Origin of the sequence: Terasakiella pusilla DSM 6293 (genome assembly GCF_000688235.1) — a bacterium.
GTDB lineage: Bacteria > Pseudomonadota > Alphaproteobacteria > Rhodospirillales > Terasakiellaceae > Terasakiella > Terasakiella pusilla.
Map to the genome: position 1 here is coordinate 1 of NZ_JHYO01000021.1, position 25,012 is coordinate 25,012.

The window sequence follows — 25,012 nt, forward strand, 5'->3', positions numbered from 1 at the left end:
TGAAAATCCCGCGTTCGACCTATTACGCTGTCCGCAGTTCCCGCGACAAGTGCTGCAAGGGGGAGAATTCTTATAATCTCAGGCTCATGCGGATAATTGACGAGAAGTTTTTGGAAGACCCATGCTATGGGGCTCGCCAGATGATGCGTTGGCTGCGAATGCAGGGCTATAACGTGGGTCGCAAGCGGGTTCGCCGCTTGATGAAACTGTTGGGGCTGGAGGCTCTATATCAAAAGCCCAATACGTCAAAGCCACACCCAGAACACAAGATTTATCCCTATATTTTGAGAAATCTAGTCATAGATCGCCCAAACCAGGTCTGGTGTGCCGATATCACCTATATTCCAGTTAAGCGGGGCTTTCTCTATCTGGTGGCGATTATGGATTGGTATAGCCGGAAGGTCTTGGCATGGCGATTGTCAAATTCTATGGAGGCAAGCTTTTGTGTAGAGGCATTGGAAAAGGCCTTGAGCAAATATCCCAAGCCAGAAATTTTCAATACCGACCAAGGCAGCCAGTTTAAGGGCTTTGACTGGATTGAAAACTCAAGGATCACAACATCAAAATATCTATGGATGGCAAAGGCCGTTGGATGGATAACGTCTTTATTGAACGGCTGTGGAGGAGCTTGTAATATGAATGGGTCTATCTTTACGGATTTGAAGGTGGCAAGGATGCTCGTCTGAAAATAGATCACTGGGTGCAAAATATAACCAATATCGCCCTCATTCTGCCCTTGACGGCGTCCCGCCTAATTGGGTTTACTACCGTTCATCGGGCTTAACCCCGATGAACGGTATGGCAGCATAAAATCAGCTCAGGCGCCCCACCTTATATTCGCTGCCAGACTGTCCAACATATGGGAGCCACTTCTATTTAAAGTGGACATGCTGATACCCAGATCAGCAGCAACCTGTTTGCGGGACAATCCGCTTGTTAAAGCAAGCTAGACAGCTTCACGTTTAAATTCATCAGATTTTTTGAGACTCATTTATTCCTCCTGTAAATCTCAGTTTAACAGAAGGTGCTCTCCACTTTATAGGGACGGGACCAACTTTTGAGGACTACTAAAATATGGGGGCATTACCCTCGACCGTGCGCACTCATGAAATCAAGCTCCGGCCCCAGAGGGATGACACCTGTCGGGTTGATGGTTTTATGGCTGGCGTAATAATGGGTTTTGATATGATCCATATTCACGGTGTCGGCGACGCCTTCAATTTGATACAGCTCGCGCAAGAATCCCCACAGGTTCGGGTAATCAACGATGCGTTTTTTGTTACATTTAAAATGTCCGACATAGACCGCATCAAAGCGCACAAGGGTGGTGAAGAGACGCCAGTCGGCCTCGGTAATTTGTTCGCCGACAAGATAGCGGTTTTGACCTAAAATCTTTTCCACATGATCAAGGGCGTCAAACAGGTTTTCAAAAGCTTCTTCATAAGCTTCTTGCGTGGTGGCGAAGCCGGTTTTGTACACACCGTTGTTGATCTTGTCGTAGACGAAGCTATTAATTTCGTCGATTTGATCGCGCAAAGCCACCGGGTAATAATCCGTGCCGCCCGCGCCAAATTCAGCATTCAGCATACGGATGATTTCCGCACTTTCATTACTGACGATCGTATTAGTCTTTTTATCCCACAGGATCGGCACCGTCACGCGGGTGGTGATGTCGGGATCAACGCTTGTGTAAAGGGTGTGAAGTGGTTGTCCGTCCGGTAAAATCCAGCCTTTATCCAGCATAATGGGATCGACAACAACCACATCGATATCGTTTTCCAGCCCTTTTAGGGATCGGAAAATCAAGGTGCGATGCGCCCAAGGGCAGGCGAGGGAGACATAGAGGCGATAGCGCCCGCTTTCTGGTGCGAAGTCGGTGCTGCCATCGGCTTTCACCCAGTTACGGAACTGACTTTCCTGACGTTTGAATTTACCGCCCGTGCTTTTTGTGTCGTACCATTGATCCTGCCATGTCCCGTCGACGAGCAATCCCATTTGTCTCTCCCTTCTTTGATTTACAGAGTTGTGATGATTAAGGATGTACTGTTTTTTGTATAATGATAATATGGTGGGGATGAAAATAATTGTTTCTTAGGGCGAACAATGAATAATTTAACGGGCATGATGATTTTTGCACAAGTGGTGCAATCGGGCAGTTTTTCGAAAGCCGCAGATACGTTGGGGATGTCGAAATCTTCCGTGAGTAAAAAGATCACTTTTTTGGAAGACCGCTTGGGGGTTCGTCTGCTCAATCGCACCACCCGAAAATTGAGCCTGACTGAAGTCGGGCAGGTGTTTTACGAACGTTGCGAACGTATCATGAGTGAAGCTGAAGAAGCCGAACTTGCGATCACCCGCTTGCAGGATGAACCGCGCGGGCATCTTAAGATCAGTGCACCTGTCAGTTTTGGGATCAAACATCTGGGGAAGCCACTGGCGACCTTTATGTCCCAATATGAAGATTTAAGCGTGGAAGTGTCCTTGAATGATCGCTTTGTCGATATTGTGGAAGAAGGGTTCGATATGGCGATCCGCATTGGACGCCTGCCCGACTCCTCGTTAATCGCGAAAAAAATTGGGGTGTCCCGTTTATTGGTGGTCGCGGCCCCGTCCTATCTGGAAAAGCATGGACGACCACAACACCCTCACGATCTGGAAGACCATAAATGTATGAGCTATACTTTGTCACGGGGGGCAGGCCATTGGCCTTTTGTTGAAGATGGCAAGCCCATGTCGGTTAAGATTGATGGGGGAATCAAGGTCAATAACGGAGATTTGGCACGGGATATGACGATTGCCGGGGCGGGTATCGCCTATTCTCCCTCCTTTATCATCGGGCCGGATGTGCGCGAAGGAAGGGTCGAGGTCCTGTTGGGGGAGTTTGAACCCGAACCCGTCAATATGTACGCCGTTTATCCCCACAACCGTCATTTGTCGGCAAAGGTGCGGCTGTTTGTGGATTTTTTGAAAGACTGGTTTAGTCAATGCCCGTCGTGGGACACCAAGCTATAATCTTAACGGCTTTCCCGCCACCAGCCCGCCAGCCATAGACCAAGCGCGAGCAGGAAGATCAGCCAAACCGGCAACAAGGCGGTATGTTGGCTGCCAATGACAGCTTTTGCGTTGTTTTGCTTGAGACCTATCCAGCCGGAGCCAAAGCTGCTGGCCTCAGCCCCTGTGCGGCGAACGCGGGGCAGACCGTCATCAATCCAGCGAATGTCTCCACCGGTTTGGGCGACGATCTCTTGCAAGGGCAGGGCGCTGGCGCGGGGGTCGATAAATTCTTTGGGGTTGGGGCTGCCGACTGTGGTGACGGCGCTATACTCCCCGGTTTGGGCGCGATAAATACCGGGTGTCGCCGCTTCGATGGTGGCTTGGCTGCGTCCTTTGGCGATGGGCCGCAGCGTGATGTCTTGGCTTGATCCATCGGGTCTGGTTACTGTGACGGTGGGGCGGTTCGGGGATAGGCTTTGGCGAATGATATCAAGGCTTGCTTGATCGCCTTTTTGCAGGATGAGCCGTTCTTCTTCCAGATCCGGTTCTTTCATGAGCCAATGGACCACGTGGCGCACAAGGTCCGCATGGGGACCACCGCCATCAAACCCACGCGCCCACATCCACATCTGGTCACTCAGCAGCATGGCGATGCGCCCGTCATCAATGCGATTAACGACCAGTAGCGGGTTGCCTTTATCACTTTGCAGGATGGTTTTTCCGGTGATGTCGGTTGTGTCGATGACACGCACCCAGCGTCCCCATTTATTTTCGTCCCCCGATAAATTGGCGCTAATGGGGTGGCGTGCCCCGGTTTGGCTGCGGGTGACACGATAGGGGGTATCTTCAAGGACCTGTCCGCTGGGGCGGGCGGGCAGTAGGTCGCCTAAACGGGTATGGGCAAGGCTGCGCGGTCCGGCAAAATCCGGTCCGGCGGACACAAGCAAGGCTCCGCCGTTTTTGACGTATTCTTTGATATTGTCAAAGTAGCTTTCGCTGAGGACATTGTGTTTGTAATAGCGATCAAAGATGATGAGGTCGAAATCATCCAGTTTTTCTTCAAACAATTCGCGCACAGGAAAGGCGATGAGGGACAGTTCGTTTAACGGGGTGAAATCTTCCTTTTCGGACGGGCGCAGGATGGTGAAGTGCACCAGATCGACGGCGGGGTCTGAACGTAAAATATTGCGCCATGTGCGTTGTCCCTGATGGGGTTGGCCGGAGACCAGCAAGACCCGAAGGCGATCATGGACCCCGTTGACGTTGAGGGCATAGACGTTATTGGACAAGCTAATTTCACCGGGCAGAGGATCGGTCTCAATGACCAGAACAGTGTCGCCGGCATGTTTTGGGGTGTATTGGGCTTCAAACGCTCCGTTTTCAACGGCGCGAAAAGGCGTTTTGCTGCCATCGGGTAGGATCAGCCGTAAGGGGGCCGCGGGGTTAATTTTGCCATTATCCAGCACGTGTGCGCGAATGGTTAACGGATGATTGACCAGTCCGTAGTGTGGCGCATCCACGATCTTTAAGCGTCGATCCTGATCGTCTTTATGGCCCGTCAACAGCACATGTAAGGGGCCGTTGGTGTCAATTTTCTGGTCAAGGTCATGGATTTGACCGTCCGTAATCAGGATAGCCCCAGCGTAACGGTCCGGGTCGATGCCGGAGATGGCTTGTTGCAATGTCCCAAGGGCACGGGTGCCGCGCTTGTCTTCTTTTCCATCGGGGGTGATGTCAAGATAGCGCACTTCCAGATTGGGGGTATCTGCAAGTTTGGCTTTTAGGGCAGCAAGGGTTTGATCAGTTTGATCGGTGCGGTCCTGCAAGGTTTGGCTGGAGGATCGATCAACCAACACAAGGGCAATATCGTTGAGGTCTTGTGTTTCCTTTTGGATGATTTGTGGATTAAACAGGCTGATCCAGACCAGCAGGCAGGCCGCCGCGCGAAACCACATCCCGCGGGGAAAACGCAAGTAAGACCATATCCCGATCGCAAGCAGTATCACGCCTAATAAAAGCAGAATGGGCAGCGGGAGAACCGGATCAAAGGTCAAGGTGTTCATAGGCCCAACCTTTGCAAAATGGCGGGCAGATGTACCTGATCGCCTTTGTAATTACCGCTTAGGATATACATCACCAGATTAATGCCAAATCGATATGCTTGTTCGCGCTGAATTTCATCCCCCGGGACAACGGGGTAAATCGGGCGCATCTGATCATCGCGCGCCCATGCCTGTACCCAAGCATTATTCCCGATTAAAACAGAGGAGACACGGTCGCGGCTTTGATCGGCATTGGTCTCCACCCAGACGTCTTTATGATCATATCTGCCGGGATAGTCCTGCAGTAAGTAAAAGGATCGGGTGAGCACGTGGTCGGCGGGGACTTGTTGCAGGCTGGGGATGTTCAGCCCTTGGGTCAATCTGGTCAGATTGGGGGTAGGTTTGCTGCCCATGGTATCAATCAACAGAAAGCCGCCTTTACTTAAAAACGTGTTTAAGCGCGCGCTGGCTTCCGTGCTTAGGGCAGGCTGTGTGGGCTGGGTTGCCCAGTAAATCAGCGGGAATAGAGAGGGGTCGTCTTTTTCCGGATCGTAAGGCATGGTCGGGCCAAGTTCCACGGCGGTTCGACGCCTTAGGACGGACGCCAGCCCATCCAGACCGCGCCGTGTGGTGTCGTCCATTTTTGCATCGCCGGTCTCCAGATAGGCCAGACGCATCTGGTTTGCGGCGGCCATCATTTTGTCCCAGTCAGGTTCAGCCTGTGCGTGGACGCAACTCAGGAGCAGGAACGCGATGGCAGCGGCTGCGGTCTTGACCATCCTAAATCGGGCGATGGATAGCGCCCAGTCACAAAGGGCCAGTATAAAGGCACCAAGCAAAGCCCAAGGGGCGAGCGAGGTCTGTTGGTTCTGGCTGAAAGATTGCACCACTACCCCATGCGGGAGCTCACGAAGCGGGGCAAGGTTCGTAAGGCGCGGTCCTAGGTTAAAGGCGTAGAGGTTCTGTTCCGTACCATAAAGGCCCGGTGGGTGCTCGGCGCTGACATCGGGCGGGGTGAGTGTTTCTGCTGGTAAGGGACGTGCTGCACCATAAGGGCTGACAAGCTGGGCGTTGTGATCAAACAATCGATAGGGCGGCAGGTCGCGCACGCGTTGGTCAAAACTATTGCCTTCACTTAGGGCTAAAAGGCGGGTCAGCATCAGTTCAAACGTACCGGAGAGAGGCAGGTTTGACCAGTCAGGCACAGGCGTGACATGAAACAGGACGGACCAGCCGTTGCCGATTTTACGGGCACTGACCAAAGGGGTGCCATCTTCCAACTGTGCCCATGATTTTTCAGCGAGGTTGGCATCAGGACGGGCCAGCACCTGCTTTTTGATGCTGAGGTCTTTGGGAAGGTCTAGCCCGAAAAAGGGACTTTGTTCGGGGAAGGGGGCGAGCTTACTGGGAGCCTTCCAGCTGAGTGTTCCGCCAAGGGCGCGTTCTCCAAGCATAAGCTGTACCGGCAGAAGGTCAAACAGGGCTGGACGCGGCGTATCGGTCAGGGTGGTATTGGCAAAGCGGATAAAGATACCGCCTTGGGTAATCCAGTTGGCAAGTTGCCCGGACGCGTTTGCTGCAAGGACCACATCGCCTGTGTGGATCATCAAGGACAATTTGCGGGATAGTAAAGTCGCTAGATCCCCCTCAATGATCGGGGCGTGGGGGGCCAATCCTTTGCGCAGGTAATAGGCGGGATGCAGCAGGTTTTTGTCGGTCGTGCGGGCTTGAAGGATGCCGACAGGGCGGTCGCGCCATTTTTCGTCCAGCAGATAATGGGCCGCTGGATTGAGGGTGCGATCCAGACGCAGTAGGGTTGCGCGCGCCCGTAATTCATTGGGAACTGACACGGATATGGTCTTGTCGGTTACTCCTGCATCGAGAGTGATGCGCTGTTGATAAAGCGCCAGACCGTTTTCATCTAGAATGTGCAAGCTTGTCTCAATAGCCCCTTTGTCTTTGAGGCGGCTAAGGGTGACGTCAAAGCCGGTTTGGGTCCGTTTAACCGCGCTTAGGGCTAACAGGTCAGGCAAAGGAGATTCTGTGATCACCTTCAGGTCGCCAAGGCCATGAAGCTGGATGGCAAAATCCTCATCAGGAACACTCAGGCCATTGCTGATCCAGATAATCTCGGCAGTATCGTCAAGTTGGCCCAAGGTGTCTTTTAAGGTGTTAAGCAAGGTCGCATGGTCGTTGGGCCAAGGGTTGGCACGTAGAAGGTCCAGACTTTTCGCCGCCTCTGTTGCCGGGCGAAAATGCGCAGGGGTGGATTGCGTACCACTGAGCAGCAGGACGTCGCGGTTGTCGATTTTGGCTTGGGTGAGAAGGGTAGACAGTTCTTTTTTTCGGGTGTCCCAACGGTCCATGACGCTCCAGTCATTGTCCACGATCAGAACCAAGGGGCTGTCTTTTTCGATCTGTGCGGGTACATAATCGGTGACAGGGCGCGCCATGGCGAGGATCAAAAAGACGATAATCAGGCTACGTAACAGTAAAATCCACCACGGTGTTTTGGTGGCAAGCTGTTGATCGGATGAAAGTTCCTGCAACAACCGTACGGCAGGAAAGCGCACAATACTGGGTTTAGGCGGCATGACGCGCAGGAATTGCCACAGTATGGGCAAGAACAGCAAGGACCATAAGGCCCAAGGGGCGGCAAAGCCGATTGTACCTAACCCGCCAAACATCAACTTTTCCCCTGCGTAATCGCTTGATACAAGGCAAGCAGGGCGCTGGTGGCGCTTTGGTCGGTGGTATGGCAATGAAAGCTCCAGCCCAGACTATGGGCAAGGGCGCTTAAAGCAAGGCGGCGGCTGGACAAACGATCCCGATAGGCCTCGCGGACGGCACCGACATTGCCAAAATAAACGCTACCTTCTTTTTCCAGACCATCAAAACGCACGCGTCCTTCAAAGGGCAGGCTTTCTTCTGCCGGGTCAAGAACCTGCACCAGATGCCCGCGCACATGTCGGCGGCTATAGCGTTTCAGGGCTTCTTCCATATCGCTTAACGGGGAGAGGAAATCACCGATCAGCACCAGTTCGGCATGACGCGGCAGATGTTCGTGGGACGGCAGGCTGATCAGGCTATCGTCTGACGGGTTGGCGTCAAACAGGCGGGCCATGCGGTGCAACGTGGCGCGGCTACTGCTGGGGGGCATGGCTTCCCCTAACAGGGCGATTTGTTCACCTGCACGAATGAGAAGGGAGGCGAGCGCGAGCGTGAGCACTTCACTGCGATGGATTTTGGTCGCGAGTTTGCGGGCGCTACTGTAGTGCATGGAGGCAGACGGGTCGCGCCATAGCCAGACTGTCTGGGCGATCTCCCATTCATGTTCGCGCACAAAATGATGTTGGGTTTTTGCGGATTGTCGCCAGTCGATCCGACGGGTGGATTCCCCGTGTTGATAGGGCCGGAATTGCCAGAAGGTATCGCCTTGTCCCGTTTTATTGCGCCCATGTACCCCTTGAGCCACGCTGGCAGCGACCCGTTCTGCTTCCACAAGAAGGGGCGGCAGGGTCGCGGCGGCGGTTTCGGCACTGTGTATGGTTTTGGTGGTGGGCATGTGGCTCAATTCGTTCAGGGTTTAATTTTTTGGATGAGGTCGGCAATGATCTGGCTGAGGGAGATCCCTTCGGCACGGGCGGCAAAATTGAGCGCCATGCGGTGCCGCAGGATCGGGGCGGCAAGGGCAACCACATCATCAATCGATGGGCTAAGGCGTTTATGAATAACGGCACGTGCGCGAATGCCGGACATGAGGGCTTGACTGGCGCGTGGTCCCGGCCCCCAGACCACATGGCGTTTGACACTGTCGAGGGTCGTGGTTTCGGGTCTGCCTTCGCGCACAAGGGTGAGGATGGCCTCAAGGACGCTTTCGCTCACAGGTACTGTTCGCACCAGTTCCTGCGCGGCAAGGAGCTCTGCTGCGCTGCAAATGCGCTTGGGTGTTTTGCTGTTGTTTGTGGTGGTGGAAAGTAAGATATCACGCTCGGCCTGCCGGTCAGGATAGGCGACATTGATCTCCATAAAGAAACGGTCGAGCTGGGCTTCAGGCAACGGATAGGTACCTTCCTGTTCCAGGGGGTTCTGGGTGGCAAGCACGTGGAACGGGCGTGGCAGTTCATGGTAGTGCCCCGCAACCGAGACACGTTTTTCCTGCATGGCTTGCAAAAGGGCCGACTGGGTGCGCGGGCTGGCGCGGTTGATTTCATCCGCCATCAACAACTGGCAGAACAACGGACCTTGTACAAATCGGAAATGGCGTTTACCGCCCGGGTCTTCGTCCAGTATTTCTGCACCGATGATGTCACTCGGCATCAAGTCGGGGGTGAACTGAACGCGCTTTTCATCCAGTCCCAGAACGGTGCCCAAGGTTTCCACCAAGCGGGTTTTTCCCAGACCGGGCAAGCCGATCAGCAGGACGTGTCCACCAGCCAGAATGGTGACCAGTGTTTCTTCGATCACGCGATCCTGACCAAAAATAATGCCAGTGACTTCCGTGTGGATCTGGTCCATACGCTCTGCGAGTTGTTCAAGTGCCTGTACGGCTTTTGGATTATCCTTCACTGATTTTCACCCTTGTTTTGATCCTGTGGGAACACTATTTGATTGGTACAGCCCGATTTAGAGAATGATATCCAAACCATATGACAAAGATATGATCTAAACCGCACAAACCAAACATTTATCTTTTAAATTCAGTGAAAAAACTGGTACACAAATCTAAAGCCGGGGGAGGAAAGTATGATGAACGTTGCCACGATGGAAAGTCATCGGTCAAGTGTTGAACCTATGTGCGGGGATATCGATATCCGCATTGCCAAAGATGGGACATGGTTTCACGAAGGTGGACCCATTGGTCGCAAAGAGTTGGTCTGTTTGTTCTCAACAGTCTTAAAACGGGATGAATATGGGGAGTTCTGGTTACAGACCCCTGTTGAAAAGGCCCGCATTGAAGTGGAAGATGCCCCCTTTGTCGCAGTTGAACTGTTTACGCAGGAATGTGGCAAGGACCAAAAACTCTCCGTTCGGACAAATATCGATGAAGTTGTTTCTATTGGGCTGGACAATCCCCTTCGGGTGGAACATGATCCAAAGACGGGGGAACCGGCACCTTATGTTACGGTTCGACCCGGGGAAGGCATGTTTCCCGTTGAAGCAAAAATCAATCGCGCTGTATTCTATGAGCTGGTTAATCGCGCAGTTGAAGAAACAATAGATGACGAGGTCTACTTCGGGGTATGGAGCAACAACGAATTTTTTCCACTGGGTCAGCTGGACGAGGATTAAGCGCTGATCAGGTCGTTGACATTCTGTCGGCCTACGTGCCGTCCTCCAACGACATTCGTGGCGATCATGACCTGAACGGTTTTCGCCCTAAACCGGATAATCGCGCGGCGGCTGTTTTGGTTCCTCTGGTTAATCATTCTGACGGGTTGAACGTTCTGTTCACCAAACGCACGGACCATTTATCCAACCATCCCGGTCAAATCAGTTTCCCCGGCGGTCATTGTGAAGAAGATGACGAAACCGCGGCACATGCAGCTTTGCGCGAAACCCATGAAGAAGTGGGTATTACGTCTGATTACATTCGCGTTGTCGGGCGCTTGAATGACTATGTCACCCGCACGGGGTTTCGCGTCACACCGATCGTTGGATTGGTGGATGTGCCTTTTCCCGTACAACCTGACCCGCATGAAGTGGCCGAGGTGTTTGAGGTTCCTTTGGACTTTTTGCTAGACGAAAATAATCATAAAAAATGTGCGCGCCGTTTTCAGGGCGTGACACGTCATTTTTGGGCGATGCCGTATGAGGATTATTACATCTGGGGGGCGACCGCCGGTATGTTGAGAAACCTATATAGTGTCCTGACAACACGATGAGGGACTAATGCGTTTTTTACTGCAATATATTCTACCGCTGGCATTTCCAGCGGCCCTATATCTTATTTGGGGGCTGTATCACAAACGCACCAAAGGCGAGGAAAGTACCGTTGATTTCACCAAGGGCCCGTGGCTGTCCTTGTTGTTTTCCGGCGTTGTACTGGTGGGGATTGGTCTGATCATTATGAACCAGATTGAAAGTCAGGATGTCGGTGGTGTGTATCAGCCGCCTGAACTGAAAGACGGCAAAATCGTTCCTGGTCACATTGTTAGAGATGAATGAGCTTTCTTCTCAAGGTTGGTTTTGTGATCAAACGGTGCGCGCCGTCATGGCGGCTTTGGCTCAAAATGGGCAGGAGCCGCGTTTTGTCGGGGGATGCGTACGCGATAGCCTGTGTGGACGTCGCGTTCATGACATCGATATCGCAACCCCTGAAAAACCGCAAACAGTCTGTGATTTACTGGAAAGTCAGGGGATTAAAGTCATCCCCACAGGAATTGAACATGGCACCGTGACGGCGGTGCTTAATGATAAAACCTTTGAAATTACGACCTTGCGCAGTGATGTATCAAGTGACGGGCGACGCGCAACCGTCGCTTTCACTGATGATTGGCTGGAAGATGCCAGACGGCGTGATTTCACTTTTAATGCCATGAGTCTGGATCGTGACGGGACGTTGTATGATCCCTTTAACGGACGCGATGATTTGGCAAAGGGTGTTGTGCGGTTTGTTGGGTCCGCCCGTGAACGGATCCGCGAAGATTATTTGCGCTTGCTGCGTTTTTTTCGCTTCAATGCATATTACGGCAAAGGAACGCCGGACCCTGAGACATTGCTTGCCTGTACGCAGGAAGCAAGTGGGGTGACGCAATTATCCGGTGAACGCATTGCGGCGGAAATGTTGCGTTTGCTTTGGGCGACCCATCCGGCAAAATGGATCAGATTGATGCAACGCCATCATATCCTAGAGCCACTGATACCGCAGGCGCAAGACCCGCATGCGCTGGAAATGTTGTGTGCGTTTGAAGAAACGCCGGATGCGCTGCTGCGTCTTGCCGTGTTGATCCCGCAAGGACGCGCAAGCGTCGAGGCGTTGGTGAAACGTTGGCGTTTATCGAATGCGCAGAAACAACGTCTTCTGAACGCACGTGCCCCCGACGAAGCCTTGTTGCCCCATGTGACGATTGAAGGTTTGCGCTGCTATCTCCATCGCTATGGGGGCCAAGCAGCGCGTGATCAATTATTCATCTATTGGGCGGAAAAGCAGTTTAGCGGCATAGGGTTGAAAGAACAGACCGTGTTGAGCGAGATTGACGGGTGGGACAAATCGCCGCGCCGCTTCCCATTGGCCGGACGGGATCTGATGGAACGAGGATATGCGGCGGGTCCGCAATTAGGAGAAGCGTTAAAAGCGGTTGAAGACTGGTGGTGTCGGCAAGGCTGTCAGGCAGACAAAGCGGCCTGCCTGACGTATCTCGCTTCTTTAGATTAAGCCTTCGCCACTTCTTCAAGGAAGGTATCAATTTCGGTGCGTAGTTTGTTGGCACTGTCAGATACTTGCTTGGCTGAATTGAAGACTTCACCGGACAGACGACCGGTTTCTTCGTTGGCTTGGGCCACCCCTTCAATATTGTTGGATACATCGCGGGTGCCGGTTGCGGCTTCGTTGACGTTGGTGCTGATTTCTTGTGTGGCAGCACCTTGTTGATCAACGGATTCCGTTACGGAGGCGGTGACTTCGTTCATCTCTTCAATGGTGCGGGTAACGCCGGCGATGGCTTCTACCGCCCGGCCCGTATCATCTTGAATAGAGGTGATCTGGGTGGTGATTTCCTCGGTTGCTTTGGCGGTTTGGTTGGCAAGGTTTTTCACTTCACTTGCCACGACAGCGAAGCCTTTGCCGGCTTCACCGGCGCGCGCGGCTTCGATGGTGGCGTTTAACGCTAGCAGGTTGGTTTGTTCCGCAATCGAGGTGATCATGGAGACGACTTCGCCAATTTTTTCCGCCCCGCGGGCCAGTCCTTCAATCGTATGCTGGGCGTCTTGCGCGCTACGGGTGGCGTTTTGTGCGATCACGCTGGAATGGTTGACTTGGCGGGTGATCTCCTGAATGGAACTGGAGAGTTCTTCCGCCGCGCTGGCAACGGTTTCTACGTTGCTAGTCGCTTGGGCCGCAGCGGAGGCCACCATGGTGGATTGGGTGCGCGATGTTTCTGTGGCACCGGACATGGCTTCGGCGTTGCTTTCCAGATGGTCGGCAGCCGAGCGCATGTTTTTCAGGGCATCGGCGACAGTTTCGCGGAAGTGGTCAGTAATGTCCTGACGGCGCAGGCTTGTACGTTCACGCACGCTGCGTTCGATACCTTGCTTTGCTTGATCCATATTTTGACGGATCAGGGCTTCTTTAAAGTTCTGGATCGCACGGGCCATTTCACCCAATTCGTCCTGTTTATGGCGCCCGGCGATAATGGTTTCTGTATGGCCTTGTTCCAGCAGCTCAATGGAACCACGGATTTTCTTCAGCGGGTTGGCGATGCTGTGAATAAGGATCCAGGCAAATCCGATGATGAAAAGCGCAATCAGGATGGTCACAGCCAGCATGGTCGTAAAGGCTGTCTTTGCGGCGCTACGTGTTGCGGTTGCGGATTGGACAAGGTCTTGCCCCATCTGATCTTCAACCTTTTTCAACAGGTTGATTTTTTGTGTGATGGTATCAAACCATTGCGGGCCTGTGATCCCTTGCAGATCATTGGTTGTCGGGCTGGTAATTGCGATGGTTCTCATGCGGTTGACGTCGTCGACAGCGGGGCCGGAGATGGTTTTATCCATAAAGGCGACCGTTGCCTCATCGGCATAAGATCGCGCGACATTCATGTAGGTATCTTGAATGGCGATCAGGCTGATATAGTCTTTTAAAAGTGCTGGCGGGAAGCTGCCGCTGCCATACCCAACGGACCCCTTGGCCCGTTCGATCCCGGCACGTTCTTTACTTTGCAGGAAATTCACAAAGGCGGAGATCCGGTTGGACAGGGACAATTCGTTAGAGATCTTGGACATAACCGCGATGGAATTGAGCAAATCTGCATTGAGGTCAGAATAATAGGCCACTTCTTCCGCAACGCTAATGGTCTGTGCATCAACGCGTTTGCGCACATCTGCCAATTGGTCCAGTCGCTTGCGGATGGCGGCGGTTTCTTTTTGCAGGCCAAGTTGTTCGCCCAGTTGCAGGGCAGCGGGAACGGGGGTGTATTTTTGATCGGTTAACTTACGTTGTGCGACGACTTTGTCGCCAAAGGCTGCCCCTTTTGACCCGAGAAAACCAGCAGAAGAACCACGTTCTTTTTGCAGTTCATGAACAAGGTTACTGAACACCCCTGCCATTTCTGACAGTTGTTCAATCTTATCCATCTCATCTACGGTGTTGTATTTTTCAAGGACCTGAGAGCCTGCAACAAAAAAGAGGGCAATCACGGGGATAATGGCAAGGGCGGCAATACGGGTACTGATACGAAAACGATCCAGTGTACGTTCCAGAAAGCCGATATTGGAGTGTTCGCTTTTGACAAGGCCTGCACGTTCAAGGTCGGGCAGCATCTTGTGGTCATGATTAAAGATATGGTTGATGACCCACTCATGCAGAAAGATCAGAATTTCTGCACCGGAAATGGTGTCGGGTTCCTGGTCCAGGCGGTTGCGAATTTCTTGGAGATATTGGAAGCTGTCTTCGTGCGCATCGTGGTGTTTGGAAACCGTATTTTCTGATTGTATCTGAGAAAGGATGCTTTCTTCGGTTTCAAAGTGTTGACGTAAGTGGGACAGAATGGCATCCAGTTTCGCCGTCATTTCTGTCGAAGAAGCGTTGCGACGGACTTGTGCGTTCAACTCGTTGATGTGATTGACCAGCGTGCGGTGGTCCCCATCCAGTTCGTCGTGCCCCAGATCGAATGCATGGTTCCACTCGATCAATGTTTCTTTGATATCCATTTACGCCTCCGCTCAGACTTAAGTCTAAATACACCTACTTATTATGCAGGTAAGTGTACTTAGATTTCTGTCAACGTAAAAGAGATTTTCAACCAAATGGATATAAATTAACGGTTAAGTAGAGTGAAGGTCGATAAGATGGCAGAAAGAGGCAATGGTTCGGCCCTCAATCAGGCCCATTTCACCAAGCTCGATTCCTGAGGCATTATTGGCCCTAAAAGGACTCGTCCCATCTTGGGAGAGGATGGTGGCATAGTGGAATTCATGGCCGCGAAGACGACTGCCTTTCGGGGCGAAGGGCAGGTCGTGGAGAACCTCAATCTCGCGGTAGCCAAGGTGCAATTTACGTTTGGCAAAGGAGGTTTCAAGGTTGAGAAGGCCCGCCATTTGGTGGATGTTGCCGTCTTTGTCTTCCAAGGTCTTCCCTAGGGTCATATAGCCCCCACATTCACCAAAGATGGTGACCCCAATGTCGTGATAGGCCTTGAGAGCACCTAAAAAGTTTTTACAGCTGGCAAGATGGGCGCCATGGAGTTCCGGATAACCGCCGGGCAGATAGATGGCATCACAAAGCTGGTCTGGGGTTTCGTCTGCTAATGGTGAAAAGAAACTGATCTCGGCCCCACAATCGCGCCAATGTTCGATCAGGGCCGGATAGACAAAGGCAAAGGCTTCATCGCGTGCGATGGCAATGCGTTGCCCCAGCGGTGGGAAAAAGGCCGCTTGTGAAAAGGTGGCGTCCAGACGAGAAGGCACCGCGAGTTTTTGTAACTTATCCAGATCAATATGATCTTCCAGAAAATCGGCTGATTGGGTGAGAAACTGATCCAGTTCGGGATGTTCTTCGGCAAGGACCAGACCCAAGTGACGTTCTGGCAACGCAAGGTCATTCTGACGTGGAATAAAGCCGAGAATGTCGATGTGAGGCAGATGTTTCTCACAGGCGGTTTTTAACAATTGGATATGACCGGGACCGCCGACTTTGTTAAAGATCACCCCTTTAACATGGACATCATCATCAAAGGTGGAAAAACCGTGGATGAGGGCGGCAGCCGAGGCCGCCTGTGCATTGGCATCAATCACCAGCACAATGGGCCAACCGGTGCGCCGCGCGATATCGGCAGGGGAGCCATCTTGTTTAGAGGTACTGTCAGCGGGGAGGGTTGCGCCATCAAACAGGCCCATGACGCCTTCGCAAATAATCAGGTCTGTCTCGTCTGCCAATCCGTGAAGGACCGTGCCGAGGGTCAGATCGCGCATGGCCCAGCCATCAAGGTTCGGGCACAGCCGTTCGGTCGCAGCGGCATGAAAAGCCGGATCGATATAGTCCGGCCCCACTTTGGCGGAGGCCACGCGCACGCCGCGACGTTTCAGCGCATGCAGACAGCCAAGGGTGACAAATGTTTTACCGTTGTTTGACGCTGGCGCGGCAATGATGAGACCTGGAGTATTCACCGTATTTTTTCTTTCAATTTTTCTGCCATTTCTTCCGGGCTAATGCCGTGGCGGAAGTGGGTCACATATTTGCCATCCGGCCCCATCAGATATTGGAAGGCACTGTGATCCATCAGGTATTCGTCCGGGTCTTTGCCTTCTTCAACAACCTTTTTGTAATAAATTTTATAAGCCTTGGTGACTTTCTTGATCTGTTCCGGCGTGCCGGTCAGGCCGATCAGGCTCTTGTGGAAGTGCTTGATGTATTCACCCATGACTTCAGGGGTGTCGCGTTCCGGATCAACGGTAATGAAAATGGATACAACCTTGTTGGATTTGCGCATGGGGATCAGGTCAAGGGCCGTTGCGGCGGTTTGCAGGCCGGTCGGACAGACATCGGGGCAGAAGGTGTAGCCAAAATATATCAGGCTATAGGTGCCCAGCAGGTCTTCCTGTGTGACGGTGTTGCCTTTATGGTCGACCAGTTCAAAATCCCCCCCAATCGCGACTTCGCCGCTGGTTTGGGACACGGGGTCTTCCAATAATTGGGGCAGACGGACCGTAATGCCGACAATGAGAAAAATGGCGGCTACGGCGAAATAGAGCAAAATACGTGTCCGTGAGTTCATCTGCTTTCATCCCTGTGATCTATTTTAACAGCGTCCAAGCAAGGTATCCTAAAACACCTGCATTTAAAATCAATAATATAGGCGCAAGGTCGGTGACGACGGTGCGCCATTTCTGCCCGGCTAGATGTCCGGCAAAGCCAACAGCCATCAAAGCGGGGATGGTCCCAAGTGCGAAGGCTGCCATGGCAAAGCCGCCAGCGACAAAATCCGCGCTGGCCCCTGCTGCGGCAAGGGCACCATATAAAAGTCCGCAAGGCAGAAAGCCTAAGCCGACGCCCAGAAAATATCCGTTCAGTCCGGTTGGGCGGGCAAAAAACGGTTTCAGCACTTTACCGAGCGTGCGCGACAGAACCCCCTCCTGAGCTTTGTCCTGACCGAAAAAGGGCATGTTGGGAAAACTGACGCCCAGACGTTTCAGCGCATAGCCTAAAAAGAAAATTGCCGCAAAGAGCAAAAGGCCAGCAGAAATCCATTTCATGCCGCTAAACTCGATTGCACCTTGGGCAAGCATACCAACCGCAAAGCCCAAAAAGATATAAGTGGTCATTCGCCCCAGATGATAGGGGACCAGAGCCGCACCCGTCAGGCGGCGAAATTCTGACATTTTATCAAGACTGATGGTTTCAAGGCGCGCGGTCACTTGAGACAGCACAAACGGGGCGCACATGCTCATGCAATGGGTGGCGCTGCCGACCAGTCCCGCAATAAACAGGGTGACCAGCAAGCTACCATTTTCTTCCACAACAACGGTGCAGTGGGTCAGGCCGGCTTGCAGCATGGTCATGAGCAGAAGTTCTTGTTCCATCAGGTAAAACAGCCTTGCAAGAGGGACGACAGGTCGACAGTCGGACCAACGATCAAAATCGCGGGGGATTTTATATCAGATTTTTCTAATTTTTTACAAATGTCCCCAAGTGTGCCGATCAATTTTTTTTGCTGATCGGTTGTCGCGTTGGAGACAATACAGACAGGCTCATCTTCATGGCGTCCGGCGCTTAACAGTTCTTGCTGGATTTTATCCAGATGCTTCATGGGCATGTAAAAGACGATAACAGGGGAGCTTTGGGCAAGCGCTTGCCAGTTTACAGCAGGCACTTGACCGGATTTATCATGACCGGTGACGAAGCTGATGACCTGATTAAGCTTGCCGTCACTGACGGGCACGCCCGCATAGGCCGATCCGGCGATGCCAGCGCTGATGCCGGGGATGATGCGAACGGGGATATTTTGTTTTATCAGGGGGATTGCCTCTTCCGCCCCGCGCCCAAAGACAAAAGGGTCGCCCCCTTTGAGGCGCAGAACCTTGTGGCCCTGTTTGGCAAGTGCTGCGAGTCGGGCGGTGATTTCCCCCTGCACCGGAGATTTGATACCGCCGCGTTTACCCATGGATTCCAGACGGCATTGGGAGGGAGCCAAGGCAAGGATGTCTTGGCTGACAAGCGCGTCATGAATGATGATATTGGCTTGCTGCAAAGCGTGATAGGCATAAAGGGTCAGGAGTTTGGCATCTCCCGGTCCAGCTCCTGCCAGCCAGACGCTACCTGCCTGAAATTCTGGAAATGAAATATTCATAATTGTGGTGATACTCCAAAAACCCATATATGACAAACGAACTAAACCCGCTATGTTGTGATCTATGTCAGAATCAAACGAAAATAAAGTCCTGAGAAAAGGATGGACCACAGGTGCCTGCGCAACAGCGGCGGCAACCTCCGCCTATCATGCCTTGATAAACGGTGATTTTGTCGATCCTGTGACAATCCATCTCCCCAAAGGCCATACGCCTGCCTTTGCCCTGAACCGTCAGGGGTATGAGGGCGCAAGTGCGTGGGCGAGTGTGATTAAGGATGCGGGCGATGACCCTGACATTACCCATGGTGCAGAAATTCGCGTCACCGTGACGCTGTTACCTGCCGGCAGTGGACTTCGCTTTAAAAATGGTGCGGGGGTCGGGCTGGTGACAAAACCGGGCCTGCCGCTGGCGGTGGGGGAACCTGCCATAAACCCCGTCCCGCGCCAGATGATTACGGATAATCTAAATAAGGTACAGGCCGCGCCGGATGTTGAAGTCTGCGTGTCTGTCACCAATGGGGAAGCTTTGGCGCAAAAGACTATGAACCCGCGTCTGGGCATTCTCGGGGGATTGTCAATTCTGGGGACGACGGGGATTGTGGTGCCCTATTCCTGTTCGGCGTGGATCCATTCCATCCACCGAGGGATTGATGTGGCAAAGGCAATGGGCCTGCCCCATGTTGCCGCCTGCACCGGATCCACGTCAGAAAAGACCGTGCGCGCGCTATATCCGCTGGAGGACAGCGCCTTGATTGATATGGGTGATTTTGCAGGAGGGGTGTTGAAATATCTGCGTAAACACCCGATTGAGAAACTGACCTTGTGCGGCGGTTTTGCAAAGTTTTGCAAACTTGCGCAAGGGGAGATGGATTTGCATTCCTCCCGGTCCCGCATTGATCTGGAGCAAATGGCAAAATGGATGGGCGAAGTGGGCGGGGATGCGGCCTTGTGTGAACGGGTGTTACAGGCTAATACCGCCCTTGAGGTGATTGAACTGGCGCAAGCCAATGATATCGCGCTGGGGGATTTGGTTGCGCGGCGCACAAAAGAAGTTGCGCGTGCTGTCGTGTCCGGTCATTGTGAGGTGGAAGTGGTTTTGATTAACCGCAAAGGAGATATTGTCGGTCATGCCAGCTAAAAAATTACTCATCCTCGGTGGAACCGGGGAGGCCGCAAGCCTTGAGAAGCGGGTGGTTGCCCAATTTGGGGATCGTCTTGAGGTGACCGTGTCTTATAGTGGGGTGACAGGACATCAGCCGGAGTTGCCTTGCAACGTGCGCGTCGGCGGGTTTGGCGGCGCACATGGCCTGATCACCTATCTGGAAAAGGAAGGGGTGTCTTATTTGATTGATGCCACCCATCCTTTTGCTGATAAAATCTCACAACATGTCTATGTTGCGGCCCAAACGTTGGGGCTACCTGTCCTTGTCTTTAAGCGCCCGCCATGGGTAGCTCAGCCGAAAGATCGGTGGCTGGAAGTCGATAATATGGACCGCGCGGCAGAAATTCTGGAAGATTTGAAGGCAGCTGCCTTTTTGACCATTGGCATAAAAGAGCTGCATAAGTTTGCCGATTTACCAGATGTGCCGTTGCTTGTACGCCTTGTGAACGAATCTAGCGACCCGTTGCCGCTGGCGAACTATCAAACCGTGATCGGCAGACCACCTTTCGGTGTAGAGCAGGAACGTAAGCTTATTCAGGATTACAAAATCAGGGTGCTGGTGACGAAAAATAGTGGCGGTGAGCAAACCACGTCAAAGCTGATTGCCGCGCGTGAAGAAGGGATCAGCGTGATTATGATCAATCGCCCCCCCGCAGAACCCCTTGAAGAAACATATAATTTTGAAGATGCGTTGGCTTGGTTGGTAAATCGCGGCGCATAAGCTATGCAGCTTTTACAATGCTGCAATGCGCAAAATATTATTGCTGCGGTGCAAAAAAACACTAAATACTCAGGCAAATATAACCATTTGCTGAGTGAGATTAGAATGCTTTTACGTTACCCGATCACATCATACGGTAGCCATCATGTTGAACTGACAGGTGGTCTGCTGACAAAATTTGAAGATTACATTATTGCCAAATTCGCAAAATGGGCAGAAAGCCGCCGTATTTCACGCGAAATGGGCATCATGAGCGACCGTGAACTGGCAGAACTTGGCCTGTGTCGTCATGACATCGCGATCATTGCTGATGGTAAGTTTGAAGGCGGCCACGACCAACGTCGCGCCTAAATCGGGAAACGAAGTCGCGCGCGCAATCCATTTTGTGGAGAGTCCGATAACTGGATATCTCCGCCATGGGCGCGCACGACATCCTGAACAATTGATAACCCCAGACCCACTCCACCGGTCTGGACGTTGCGTGACTGATCGAGCCGGAAAAACGGCTTAAAGACGTCTTCTCGTTTATCCGGTGCAATGCCGGGACCGTCATCATCCACGGTGACTTCAATCATTTCATTGCGTTTTCCCACACGAACCGAGACATGCTTTCCGTAGCGACCTGCATTTTCAATCAGGTTGGTGACGGCGCGTCTAAAGGCGTTGGGCCTGATTTGTAGATAAACCTGCCCTTCATAGTGATAGTCGATATCGACGCCTTTGCGTTTGATGGCATTGACCACATTGCCGATCAGTTCTGACAGGTTGGTATCTGCGGGGAGTTCTCCACCTTCGCCGCGGGCAAAGGCCAGATACCCTTCCAACATATGTTCCATCTCTGAAACATCGTCATTCAGGTCTTTTGTGTCTTCGTTCTCTCCCATCATGGCGAGTTGCAGTTTCATGCGGGTCAGTGGCGTGCGCAAGTCGTGGGAGACACCGGCAAGCATACGGGTGCGTTGTTCAATCTGGCGCTCAATCCGGCCTTTCATTTTTAGAAAGGCGGTGGCGGCTTGACGGACTTCCAATGCCCCTTCGGGTTTAAACCGTTCAACGTCCTGACGCTTGCCAAAGGCATCAGCGGCAATGGCAAGGCGGCGGATCGGGCGCACCTGATTTCGCATGAAGATAATCGCAACCCCGAACAACAGCAGGGAACTGCCGACCATCCACAGCACAAACACATAAGTGGTTGAACTGAATAAACGTTTACGAAGGGCGGTGGCGCGTAAGACCCCTTCGCCCAATTGGACTTCGACAGTGATTGTTTTTTCGTCATCAGAAACAACGATATGATAGGGCAGGCCGACCCGTTCATCCAACGCGGACAGGAAGAAGCTGTCGGGTAAATCCCCTTGCACGATCTCTTTTGTATTGGAGAGAATCTCGCCTTTCTTCAGCTCCAAAGTCATGTTGAAGCGGTTACGGGCAATCTCGATACTGCGCGCGACCCCGGCTTGGCTTGGGTTGTCGCGGACCAGATCGACCATGGCACCCACATCACCTGCAAGCCCGCGGGCAAGATATTGACTGACTTTATCCCAGTGGGCTTCATAAAAGACAAAGGCGGAGATCACTTGCAGCAGCACCAACGGCACCACAAGGATCATCAGGGATCGTCCCAGCAAGCTGCGCGGCAGGAACTTTTTGATATAGTGCCCCATTAGTGACCGGGCCTTAGGACATAGCCTTGTCCCCGCACGGTCTGGAGAAAACGGGGGAGTTTAGGGTCGTTTTCGATTTTACGGCGCAAGCGTGTGACCTGTACGTCGATGGTCCGGTCATTGCCGTCAATACCGGAGAGTTCCGCCATTTCTTCGCGGCTGAGAATTTCACCGGCGTTTTCTGATAAAGTGACTAACAGGCTCGCTTCAGAAGCGGTGAGGTGAATTTGTTCGCCGTTGCGGCTGAGAATGTGGCGCTTGATATCAAACACAAGATCCCCCAGACGCACTTGTTCGATTTCCTGCACGGAGGTTTCGCGCACCACACGTTTTAAAATATTGTTGATGCGCAGGACCAGTTCGCGTGGTTCAAACGGTTTGGTCAAATAATCTTCAGCCCCACATTCCAGTCCGGTGATGCGGTCTTCCCCTTCGGCCATCGCGGTGAGCATCAGGATGGGGGTTGCGTTGGATTGTTTAAAATCCTTGGCAAAATCCAGACCGCTTTCGCCGGGCATCATCAGATCCAGGACGATCAGGTCAAACTCAATCATGCCCAGTTTATTGCGGGCATCACGGGCATCTTCGGCGACGCTGACACTAAAGCCGCGCTCGCTGAGGAATTTTTTTAATAGCCGGCGCAGACGCTCATCATCGTCAACGACCAGAATGTGTGTGTCATCGGTGCTCATGATTAACAGTATGCCACCCAAAAACGCGGTTGACTATTCCTGAGATGCTTCATTGATTGCGGCAAACCGTTCTTTTTCATCGGTTATTCCCATCAAGACCTTACGAAAGCCCTCGACCGCATCGGCCCCGGCAAGGCGATAGGCCTCTGCAATGCGCTGGCTTTGCTTTTTTGACAGCTCATGTTCAAGGTCTTGGCCTTTTTGTGTCAGGTAAAGCAGACGCTGGCGGCGATCGTTTGGGCCGGTGCGCTGTTCGACAAAGCCTTCTTCTACCAATTGTCCCAGCACGCGCGACAGGCTTTGCTTGGTGATGGATAGGATGTTGAGCAGGTCTTTGACGCTCATGCCCGGTTCACGTCCGACAAAGTAGATGACGCGATGGTGGGCGCGGCCAAAATTGTACGAGTCGAGGATTTCATCGGCATCGTCGGTGAAATCACGATAGGCGAAGAACAGCAACTCGATGGCTTGTCGAAGGTCTTCTTCTCGTAGGAATAGCGGATTGGCACGTCTTTTGGTATCGGGCATGATCTTTGCTGAATTTTATGTCAGTAATATTGACATATATGCCCGAAGAACGTAATGTTGGCAACATCCTTTATGTATTCAGGTTCATAAAAGAAACTTTATTATCAAGCGTAGAGAGAAAATATGTCCAATCTTTCGTTCGACGACCGTGACGGTACGATCTGGCACGACGGTGAAATGATCCAATGGCGTGAGTCCAAGGTTCATGTCCTTTCCCATGCTCTTCATTATGGCTCTTCTGTCTTTGAAGGTATTCGTGTGTATGGCGGGAATATTTTTAAATTGAAAGAACATAGCCAGCGTTTGATTGAGTCTGCCGAATTGCTCGGTTTCAAAATCCCGTTCACATTGGCTGAAATCAATGCGGCGACTGAACAGGTCGTGCGCGAAAATAATATTGTGGATGGCTATATCCGTCCTGTGGCGTGGCGTGGCTCAGAAATGATGGGCGTGTCGGCGCAAAACAACACGATCCATCTGGCTATCGCGGCGTGGGAATGGCCATCTTATTTTGACCCGGAAGCCCGCATGAAAGGCATCCGTCTGGACAATGCGATTTATCGCCGCCCTGATCCGAAAACGGCGCCAAGCAAGTCGAAAGCGGCGGGCCTGTATATGATCTGTACCCTGTCCAAACATGCGGCAGAATCTAACGGCTATCATGATGCGTTGATGTTGGATTGGCGCGGTCAAGTGGCGGAAGCCACGGGTGCAAACGTCTTTTTTGTCACCAAGGACGGTGAGATCCATACGCCTGTGCCGGATTGCTTTTTGGACGGTATTACCCGCCGGACAGTGATCGGCCTTGCAAAAGATCGCGGCTATAAAGTGGTTGAACGCGTCATTATGCCGGACGAGCTTGGCGATTTTGTGGAATGTTTCCTGACAGGGACGGCTGCGGAAGTCACGCCGGTTGCGGAAATTGGTCAATATAGCTTCACGCCGGGCGATATCTCCCGCCAGTTGGTGGAAGATTACGACCGTACGGTTCGCGGGCAGGCATTGAATTAATCCATAGTGTTACAGCAATGACTGAACGGCCCGTCCCTGAAAGTAAGGGGCGGGCTTTTTTTGTGGGTGTGTCATTTTTGTTAAAAAGTGAAACTCTTTTCGGGGGAGCGAATAAATTCGATTGCGGGCGCAATGTCTTGTTGATAAGTAAGTTTATGAACTGGACGATATATACAGAGGCTGAAAAGCTGGTTGAGGACGAGGCAATTTTTGCCATTGTTGCTCGTGCGTTAGGTGAAGATTGGACGACCAAATCTTCCCATCAATTGCGTATTGGCCGTCAACCTGAAAAAGACCTGTCTTTGGTCGCTTTTATTGACGGCAAATTGGTTGCGACCGTCCGATTATGGTCCATTTTGGCAGGCAACGCGGGGGAAGCTTTATTGCTCGGCCCGTTGGCGGTTGAGCCTTACTTACACGGCAAAGGATTGGGGCAGGCCATGCTCAAGCGGGTGATTGAGCTCGCCAAAGAAAAAGGCCATGGCGCGATCGTGCTGGTCGGGGATGCGCCTTACTATGAACGTGTCGGCTTCAGTTCCAAACCCACATGGATGATGCGTATGCCCGGTCGCTATGACCAAAACCGCCTGTTGGGTCTGGAATTGATCCCCGGTTATCTGGAAGGTCATGACGGGGTGATTACACGGTAAGTAAACCGTCACGTCAGCGTCTTTAAACTGTCACGGATTTTAT

General features: G+C 52.4%; 23 protein-coding genes and 2 pseudogenes. 11 read left to right on the top strand and 14 right to left on the bottom strand.

Going from position 1 to position 25,012, the window contains the following annotated elements:
- A pseudogene (locus Q397_RS22655) lies at positions 1–810 on the top strand (IS3 family transposase); the annotation flags it as partial.
- A gap of 61 nt (positions 811–871) precedes the next feature.
- Here Q397_RS22655 and Q397_RS25420 read toward each other — a convergent pair.
- Both Q397_RS25420 and Q397_RS0114025 read right to left on the bottom strand, forming a co-directional pair.
- Positions 872–991: pseudogene (locus tag Q397_RS25420) on the bottom strand (transposase); the annotation flags it as partial.
- A gap of 92 nt (positions 992–1,083) precedes the next feature.
- Entirely contained in the window at positions 1,084–1,995 is a 912-nt protein-coding gene (locus Q397_RS0114025; RefSeq protein WP_028879953.1) for a glutathione S-transferase family protein, read from the bottom strand.
- A 108-nt stretch (positions 1,996–2,103) separates the two neighbouring features.
- Between Q397_RS0114025 and Q397_RS0114030 the strand changes: the two genes are divergently transcribed.
- Entirely contained in the window at positions 2,104–3,012 is a 909-nt protein-coding gene (locus Q397_RS0114030; RefSeq protein ID WP_028879954.1) for a LysR family transcriptional regulator, read from the top strand.
- Between the two features lie 2 nt (positions 3,013–3,014).
- Here the strand turns inward: Q397_RS0114030 and Q397_RS0114035 are convergent, their stop codons facing one another.
- The 4 genes from Q397_RS0114035 to Q397_RS22660 are packed head-to-tail and all read right to left on the bottom strand — an operon-like array spanning position 3,015 to position 9,554.
- Entirely contained in the window at positions 3,015–5,057 is a 2,043-nt protein-coding gene (locus Q397_RS0114035; RefSeq protein ID WP_028879955.1) for a DUF7408 domain-containing protein, read from the bottom strand.
- Positions 5,054–7,723, bottom strand: a complete 2,670-nt coding sequence (locus Q397_RS0114040) for a DUF4159 domain-containing protein (RefSeq protein ID WP_038014051.1) — start codon at positions 7,721–7,723, stop codon at positions 5,054–5,056. The genes Q397_RS0114035 and Q397_RS0114040 overlap by 4 nt, the downstream gene beginning before the upstream one ends.
- Positions 7,723–8,601: a DUF58 domain-containing protein gene (locus tag Q397_RS0114045; RefSeq protein ID WP_028879957.1), complete on the bottom strand. Its 879-nt coding sequence runs from the start codon at positions 8,599–8,601 to the stop codon at positions 7,723–7,725. Before Q397_RS0114045 ends, Q397_RS0114040 begins: the two co-directional genes overlap by 1 nt.
- 14 nt (positions 8,602–8,615) lie before the next feature.
- Complete coding sequence (locus Q397_RS22660; RefSeq protein WP_084149075.1) at positions 8,616–9,554, bottom strand: AAA family ATPase; 939 nt, start codon at positions 9,552–9,554, stop codon at positions 8,616–8,618.
- Positions 9,555–9,782: 228 nt separating this feature from the next.
- Between Q397_RS22660 and Q397_RS22665 the strand changes: the two genes are divergently transcribed.
- Genes Q397_RS22665 through Q397_RS22675 form a run of 4 tightly spaced genes read left to right on the top strand, consistent with a single transcriptional unit; the run spans position 9,783 to position 12,414 of the window.
- Positions 9,783–10,328 carry a DUF1285 domain-containing protein gene (locus Q397_RS22665; protein WP_084149068.1) on the top strand — a complete coding sequence of 182 codons (546 nt, stop codon included), beginning with the start codon at positions 9,783–9,785 and terminating at the stop codon, positions 10,326–10,328.
- Positions 10,280–10,921: a CoA pyrophosphatase gene (locus tag Q397_RS22670; RefSeq protein ID WP_028879958.1), complete on the top strand. Its 642-nt coding sequence runs from the start codon at positions 10,280–10,282 to the stop codon at positions 10,919–10,921. The genes Q397_RS22665 and Q397_RS22670 overlap by 49 nt, the downstream gene beginning before the upstream one ends.
- Before the next feature lie 7 nt (positions 10,922–10,928).
- Entirely contained in the window at positions 10,929–11,204 is a 276-nt protein-coding gene (locus tag Q397_RS0114065) for a hypothetical protein (RefSeq protein ID WP_028879959.1), read from the top strand.
- The gene (locus tag Q397_RS22675; RefSeq protein WP_051610044.1) at positions 11,197–12,414 is read left to right on the top strand and encodes a CCA tRNA nucleotidyltransferase; all 1,218 of its coding nucleotides are present in this window, start codon (positions 11,197–11,199) and stop codon (positions 12,412–12,414) included. Before Q397_RS0114065 ends, Q397_RS22675 begins: the two co-directional genes overlap by 8 nt.
- On the opposite strand, the gene Q397_RS0114075 is transcribed toward Q397_RS22675, so the two are convergent.
- The 5 genes from Q397_RS0114075 to cobA form a co-directional block, all read right to left on the bottom strand.
- Entirely contained in the window at positions 12,411–14,906 is a 2,496-nt protein-coding gene (locus Q397_RS0114075; RefSeq protein WP_051610045.1) for a nitrate- and nitrite sensing domain-containing protein, read from the bottom strand. The two genes, Q397_RS22675 and Q397_RS0114075, sit on opposite strands and share 4 nt — an antisense overlap.
- A 114-nt stretch (positions 14,907–15,020) precedes the next feature.
- The gene (locus Q397_RS0114080) at positions 15,021–16,361 is read right to left on the bottom strand and encodes a cobyrinic acid a,c-diamide synthase CobB (RefSeq protein WP_240475077.1); all 1,341 of its coding nucleotides are present in this window, start codon (positions 16,359–16,361) and stop codon (positions 15,021–15,023) included.
- Complete coding sequence (locus Q397_RS0114085; protein WP_028879962.1) at positions 16,358–16,969, bottom strand: SCO family protein; 612 nt, start codon at positions 16,967–16,969, stop codon at positions 16,358–16,360. Before Q397_RS0114085 ends, Q397_RS0114080 begins: the two co-directional genes overlap by 4 nt.
- 19 nt (positions 16,970–16,988) lie before the next feature.
- Entirely contained in the window at positions 16,989–17,774 is a 786-nt protein-coding gene (locus Q397_RS0114090) for a sulfite exporter TauE/SafE family protein (RefSeq protein ID WP_028879963.1), read from the bottom strand.
- Entirely contained in the window at positions 17,774–18,541 is a 768-nt protein-coding gene (cobA, locus tag Q397_RS0114095) for a uroporphyrinogen-III C-methyltransferase (RefSeq protein WP_038014055.1), read from the bottom strand. The genes Q397_RS0114090 and cobA overlap by 1 nt, the downstream gene beginning before the upstream one ends.
- Before the next feature lie 64 nt (positions 18,542–18,605).
- Between cobA and Q397_RS0114100 the strand changes: the two genes are divergently transcribed.
- The 3 genes from Q397_RS0114100 to Q397_RS22680 all read left to right on the top strand — a co-directional run bounded on the left by Q397_RS0114100 (position 18,606) and on the right by Q397_RS22680 (position 20,775).
- Positions 18,606–19,679: a cobalt-precorrin-5B (C(1))-methyltransferase gene (locus Q397_RS0114100; RefSeq protein ID WP_028879965.1), complete on the top strand. Its 1,074-nt coding sequence runs from the start codon at positions 18,606–18,608 to the stop codon at positions 19,677–19,679.
- The gene (locus Q397_RS0114105; RefSeq protein ID WP_028879966.1) at positions 19,669–20,424 is read left to right on the top strand and encodes a cobalt-precorrin-6A reductase; all 756 of its coding nucleotides are present in this window, start codon (positions 19,669–19,671) and stop codon (positions 20,422–20,424) included. The genes Q397_RS0114100 and Q397_RS0114105 overlap by 11 nt, the downstream gene beginning before the upstream one ends.
- Before the next feature lie 105 nt (positions 20,425–20,529).
- The gene (locus tag Q397_RS22680) at positions 20,530–20,775 is read left to right on the top strand and encodes a DUF1127 domain-containing protein (protein WP_169738001.1); all 246 of its coding nucleotides are present in this window, start codon (positions 20,530–20,532) and stop codon (positions 20,773–20,775) included.
- On the opposite strand, the gene Q397_RS0114115 is transcribed toward Q397_RS22680, so the two are convergent.
- Genes Q397_RS0114115 through Q397_RS22685 form a run of 3 tightly spaced genes read right to left on the bottom strand, consistent with a single transcriptional unit; the run spans position 20,772 to position 23,308 of the window.
- Entirely contained in the window at positions 20,772–22,088 is a 1,317-nt protein-coding gene (locus Q397_RS0114115; protein ID WP_028879967.1) for a sensor histidine kinase, read from the bottom strand. The genes Q397_RS22680 and Q397_RS0114115 overlap by 4 nt on opposite strands.
- Entirely contained in the window at positions 22,088–22,780 is a 693-nt protein-coding gene (locus Q397_RS0114120) for a response regulator (RefSeq protein WP_028879968.1), read from the bottom strand. The genes Q397_RS0114115 and Q397_RS0114120 overlap by 1 nt, the downstream gene beginning before the upstream one ends.
- Positions 22,781–22,813: 33 nt before the next feature.
- Complete coding sequence (locus tag Q397_RS22685) at positions 22,814–23,308, bottom strand: MarR family winged helix-turn-helix transcriptional regulator (protein ID WP_038014062.1); 495 nt, start codon at positions 23,306–23,308, stop codon at positions 22,814–22,816.
- Positions 23,309–23,431: 123 nt separating this feature from the next.
- Between Q397_RS22685 and Q397_RS0114130 the strand changes: the two genes are divergently transcribed.
- Both Q397_RS0114130 and Q397_RS22690 read left to right on the top strand, forming a co-directional pair.
- Positions 23,432–24,319 (top strand): branched-chain amino acid aminotransferase, encoded by an 888-nt coding sequence (locus Q397_RS0114130; RefSeq protein ID WP_028879969.1) that lies wholly within the window; start codon positions 23,432–23,434, stop codon positions 24,317–24,319.
- A 155-nt stretch (positions 24,320–24,474) separates the two neighbouring features.
- The gene (locus Q397_RS22690; protein WP_051610067.1) at positions 24,475–24,969 is read left to right on the top strand and encodes a GNAT family N-acetyltransferase; all 495 of its coding nucleotides are present in this window, start codon (positions 24,475–24,477) and stop codon (positions 24,967–24,969) included.
- Positions 24,970–25,012: the final 43 nt, after the last annotated feature.

Bases quoted from the DNA above. Each gene is read 5' to 3' on its own strand.
- Q397_RS22675 (WP_051610044.1), top strand. From the start codon at position 11,197: ATGAATGAGCTTTCTTCTCAAGGTTGGTTTTGTGATCAAACGGTGCGC.
- Q397_RS22665 (WP_084149068.1), top strand. From the start codon at position 9,783: ATGATGAACGTTGCCACGATGGAAAGTCATCGGTCAAGTGTTGAACCT.
- Q397_RS0114090 (WP_028879963.1), bottom strand. From the start codon at position 17,774: ATGGAACAAGAACTTCTGCTCATGACCATGCTGCAAGCCGGCCTGACC.
- cobA (WP_038014055.1), bottom strand. From the start codon at position 18,541: ATGAATATTTCATTTCCAGAATTTCAGGCAGGTAGCGTCTGGCTGGCA.
- Q397_RS0114030 (WP_028879954.1), top strand. From the start codon at position 2,104: ATGAATAATTTAACGGGCATGATGATTTTTGCACAAGTGGTGCAATCG.
- Q397_RS0114045 (WP_028879957.1), bottom strand. From the start codon at position 8,601: ATGCCCACCACCAAAACCATACACAGTGCCGAAACCGCCGCCGCGACC.
- Q397_RS0114085 (WP_028879962.1), bottom strand. From the start codon at position 16,969: ATGAACTCACGGACACGTATTTTGCTCTATTTCGCCGTAGCCGCCATT.
- Q397_RS0114075 (WP_051610045.1), bottom strand. From the start codon at position 14,906: ATGGATATCAAAGAAACATTGATCGAGTGGAACCATGCATTCGATCTG.
- Q397_RS0114105 (WP_028879966.1), top strand. From the start codon at position 19,669: ATGCCAGCTAAAAAATTACTCATCCTCGGTGGAACCGGGGAGGCCGCA.
- Q397_RS22685 (WP_038014062.1), bottom strand. From the start codon at position 23,308: ATGCCCGATACCAAAAGACGTGCCAATCCGCTATTCCTACGAGAAGAA.
- Q397_RS0114035 (WP_028879955.1), bottom strand. From the start codon at position 5,057: ATGAACACCTTGACCTTTGATCCGGTTCTCCCGCTGCCCATTCTGCTT.
- Q397_RS22690 (WP_051610067.1), top strand. From the start codon at position 24,475: ATGAACTGGACGATATATACAGAGGCTGAAAAGCTGGTTGAGGACGAG.
- Q397_RS0114100 (WP_028879965.1), top strand. From the start codon at position 18,606: ATGTCAGAATCAAACGAAAATAAAGTCCTGAGAAAAGGATGGACCACA.
- Q397_RS22670 (WP_028879958.1), top strand. From the start codon at position 10,280: ATGGAGCAACAACGAATTTTTTCCACTGGGTCAGCTGGACGAGGATTA.
- Q397_RS0114130 (WP_028879969.1), top strand. From the start codon at position 23,432: ATGTCCAATCTTTCGTTCGACGACCGTGACGGTACGATCTGGCACGAC.
- Q397_RS0114040 (WP_038014051.1), bottom strand. From the start codon at position 7,723: ATGTTTGGCGGGTTAGGTACAATCGGCTTTGCCGCCCCTTGGGCCTTA.
- Q397_RS22680 (WP_169738001.1), top strand. From the start codon at position 20,530: ATGCTTTTACGTTACCCGATCACATCATACGGTAGCCATCATGTTGAA.
- Q397_RS22660 (WP_084149075.1), bottom strand. From the start codon at position 9,554: ATGGACCAGATCCACACGGAAGTCACTGGCATTATTTTTGGTCAGGAT.
- Q397_RS0114025 (WP_028879953.1), bottom strand. From the start codon at position 1,995: ATGGGATTGCTCGTCGACGGGACATGGCAGGATCAATGGTACGACACA.
- Q397_RS0114120 (WP_028879968.1), bottom strand. From the start codon at position 22,780: ATGAGCACCGATGACACACACATTCTGGTCGTTGACGATGATGAGCGT.
- Q397_RS0114065 (WP_028879959.1), top strand. From the start codon at position 10,929: ATGCGTTTTTTACTGCAATATATTCTACCGCTGGCATTTCCAGCGGCC.
- Q397_RS0114115 (WP_028879967.1), bottom strand. From the start codon at position 22,088: ATGGGGCACTATATCAAAAAGTTCCTGCCGCGCAGCTTGCTGGGACGA.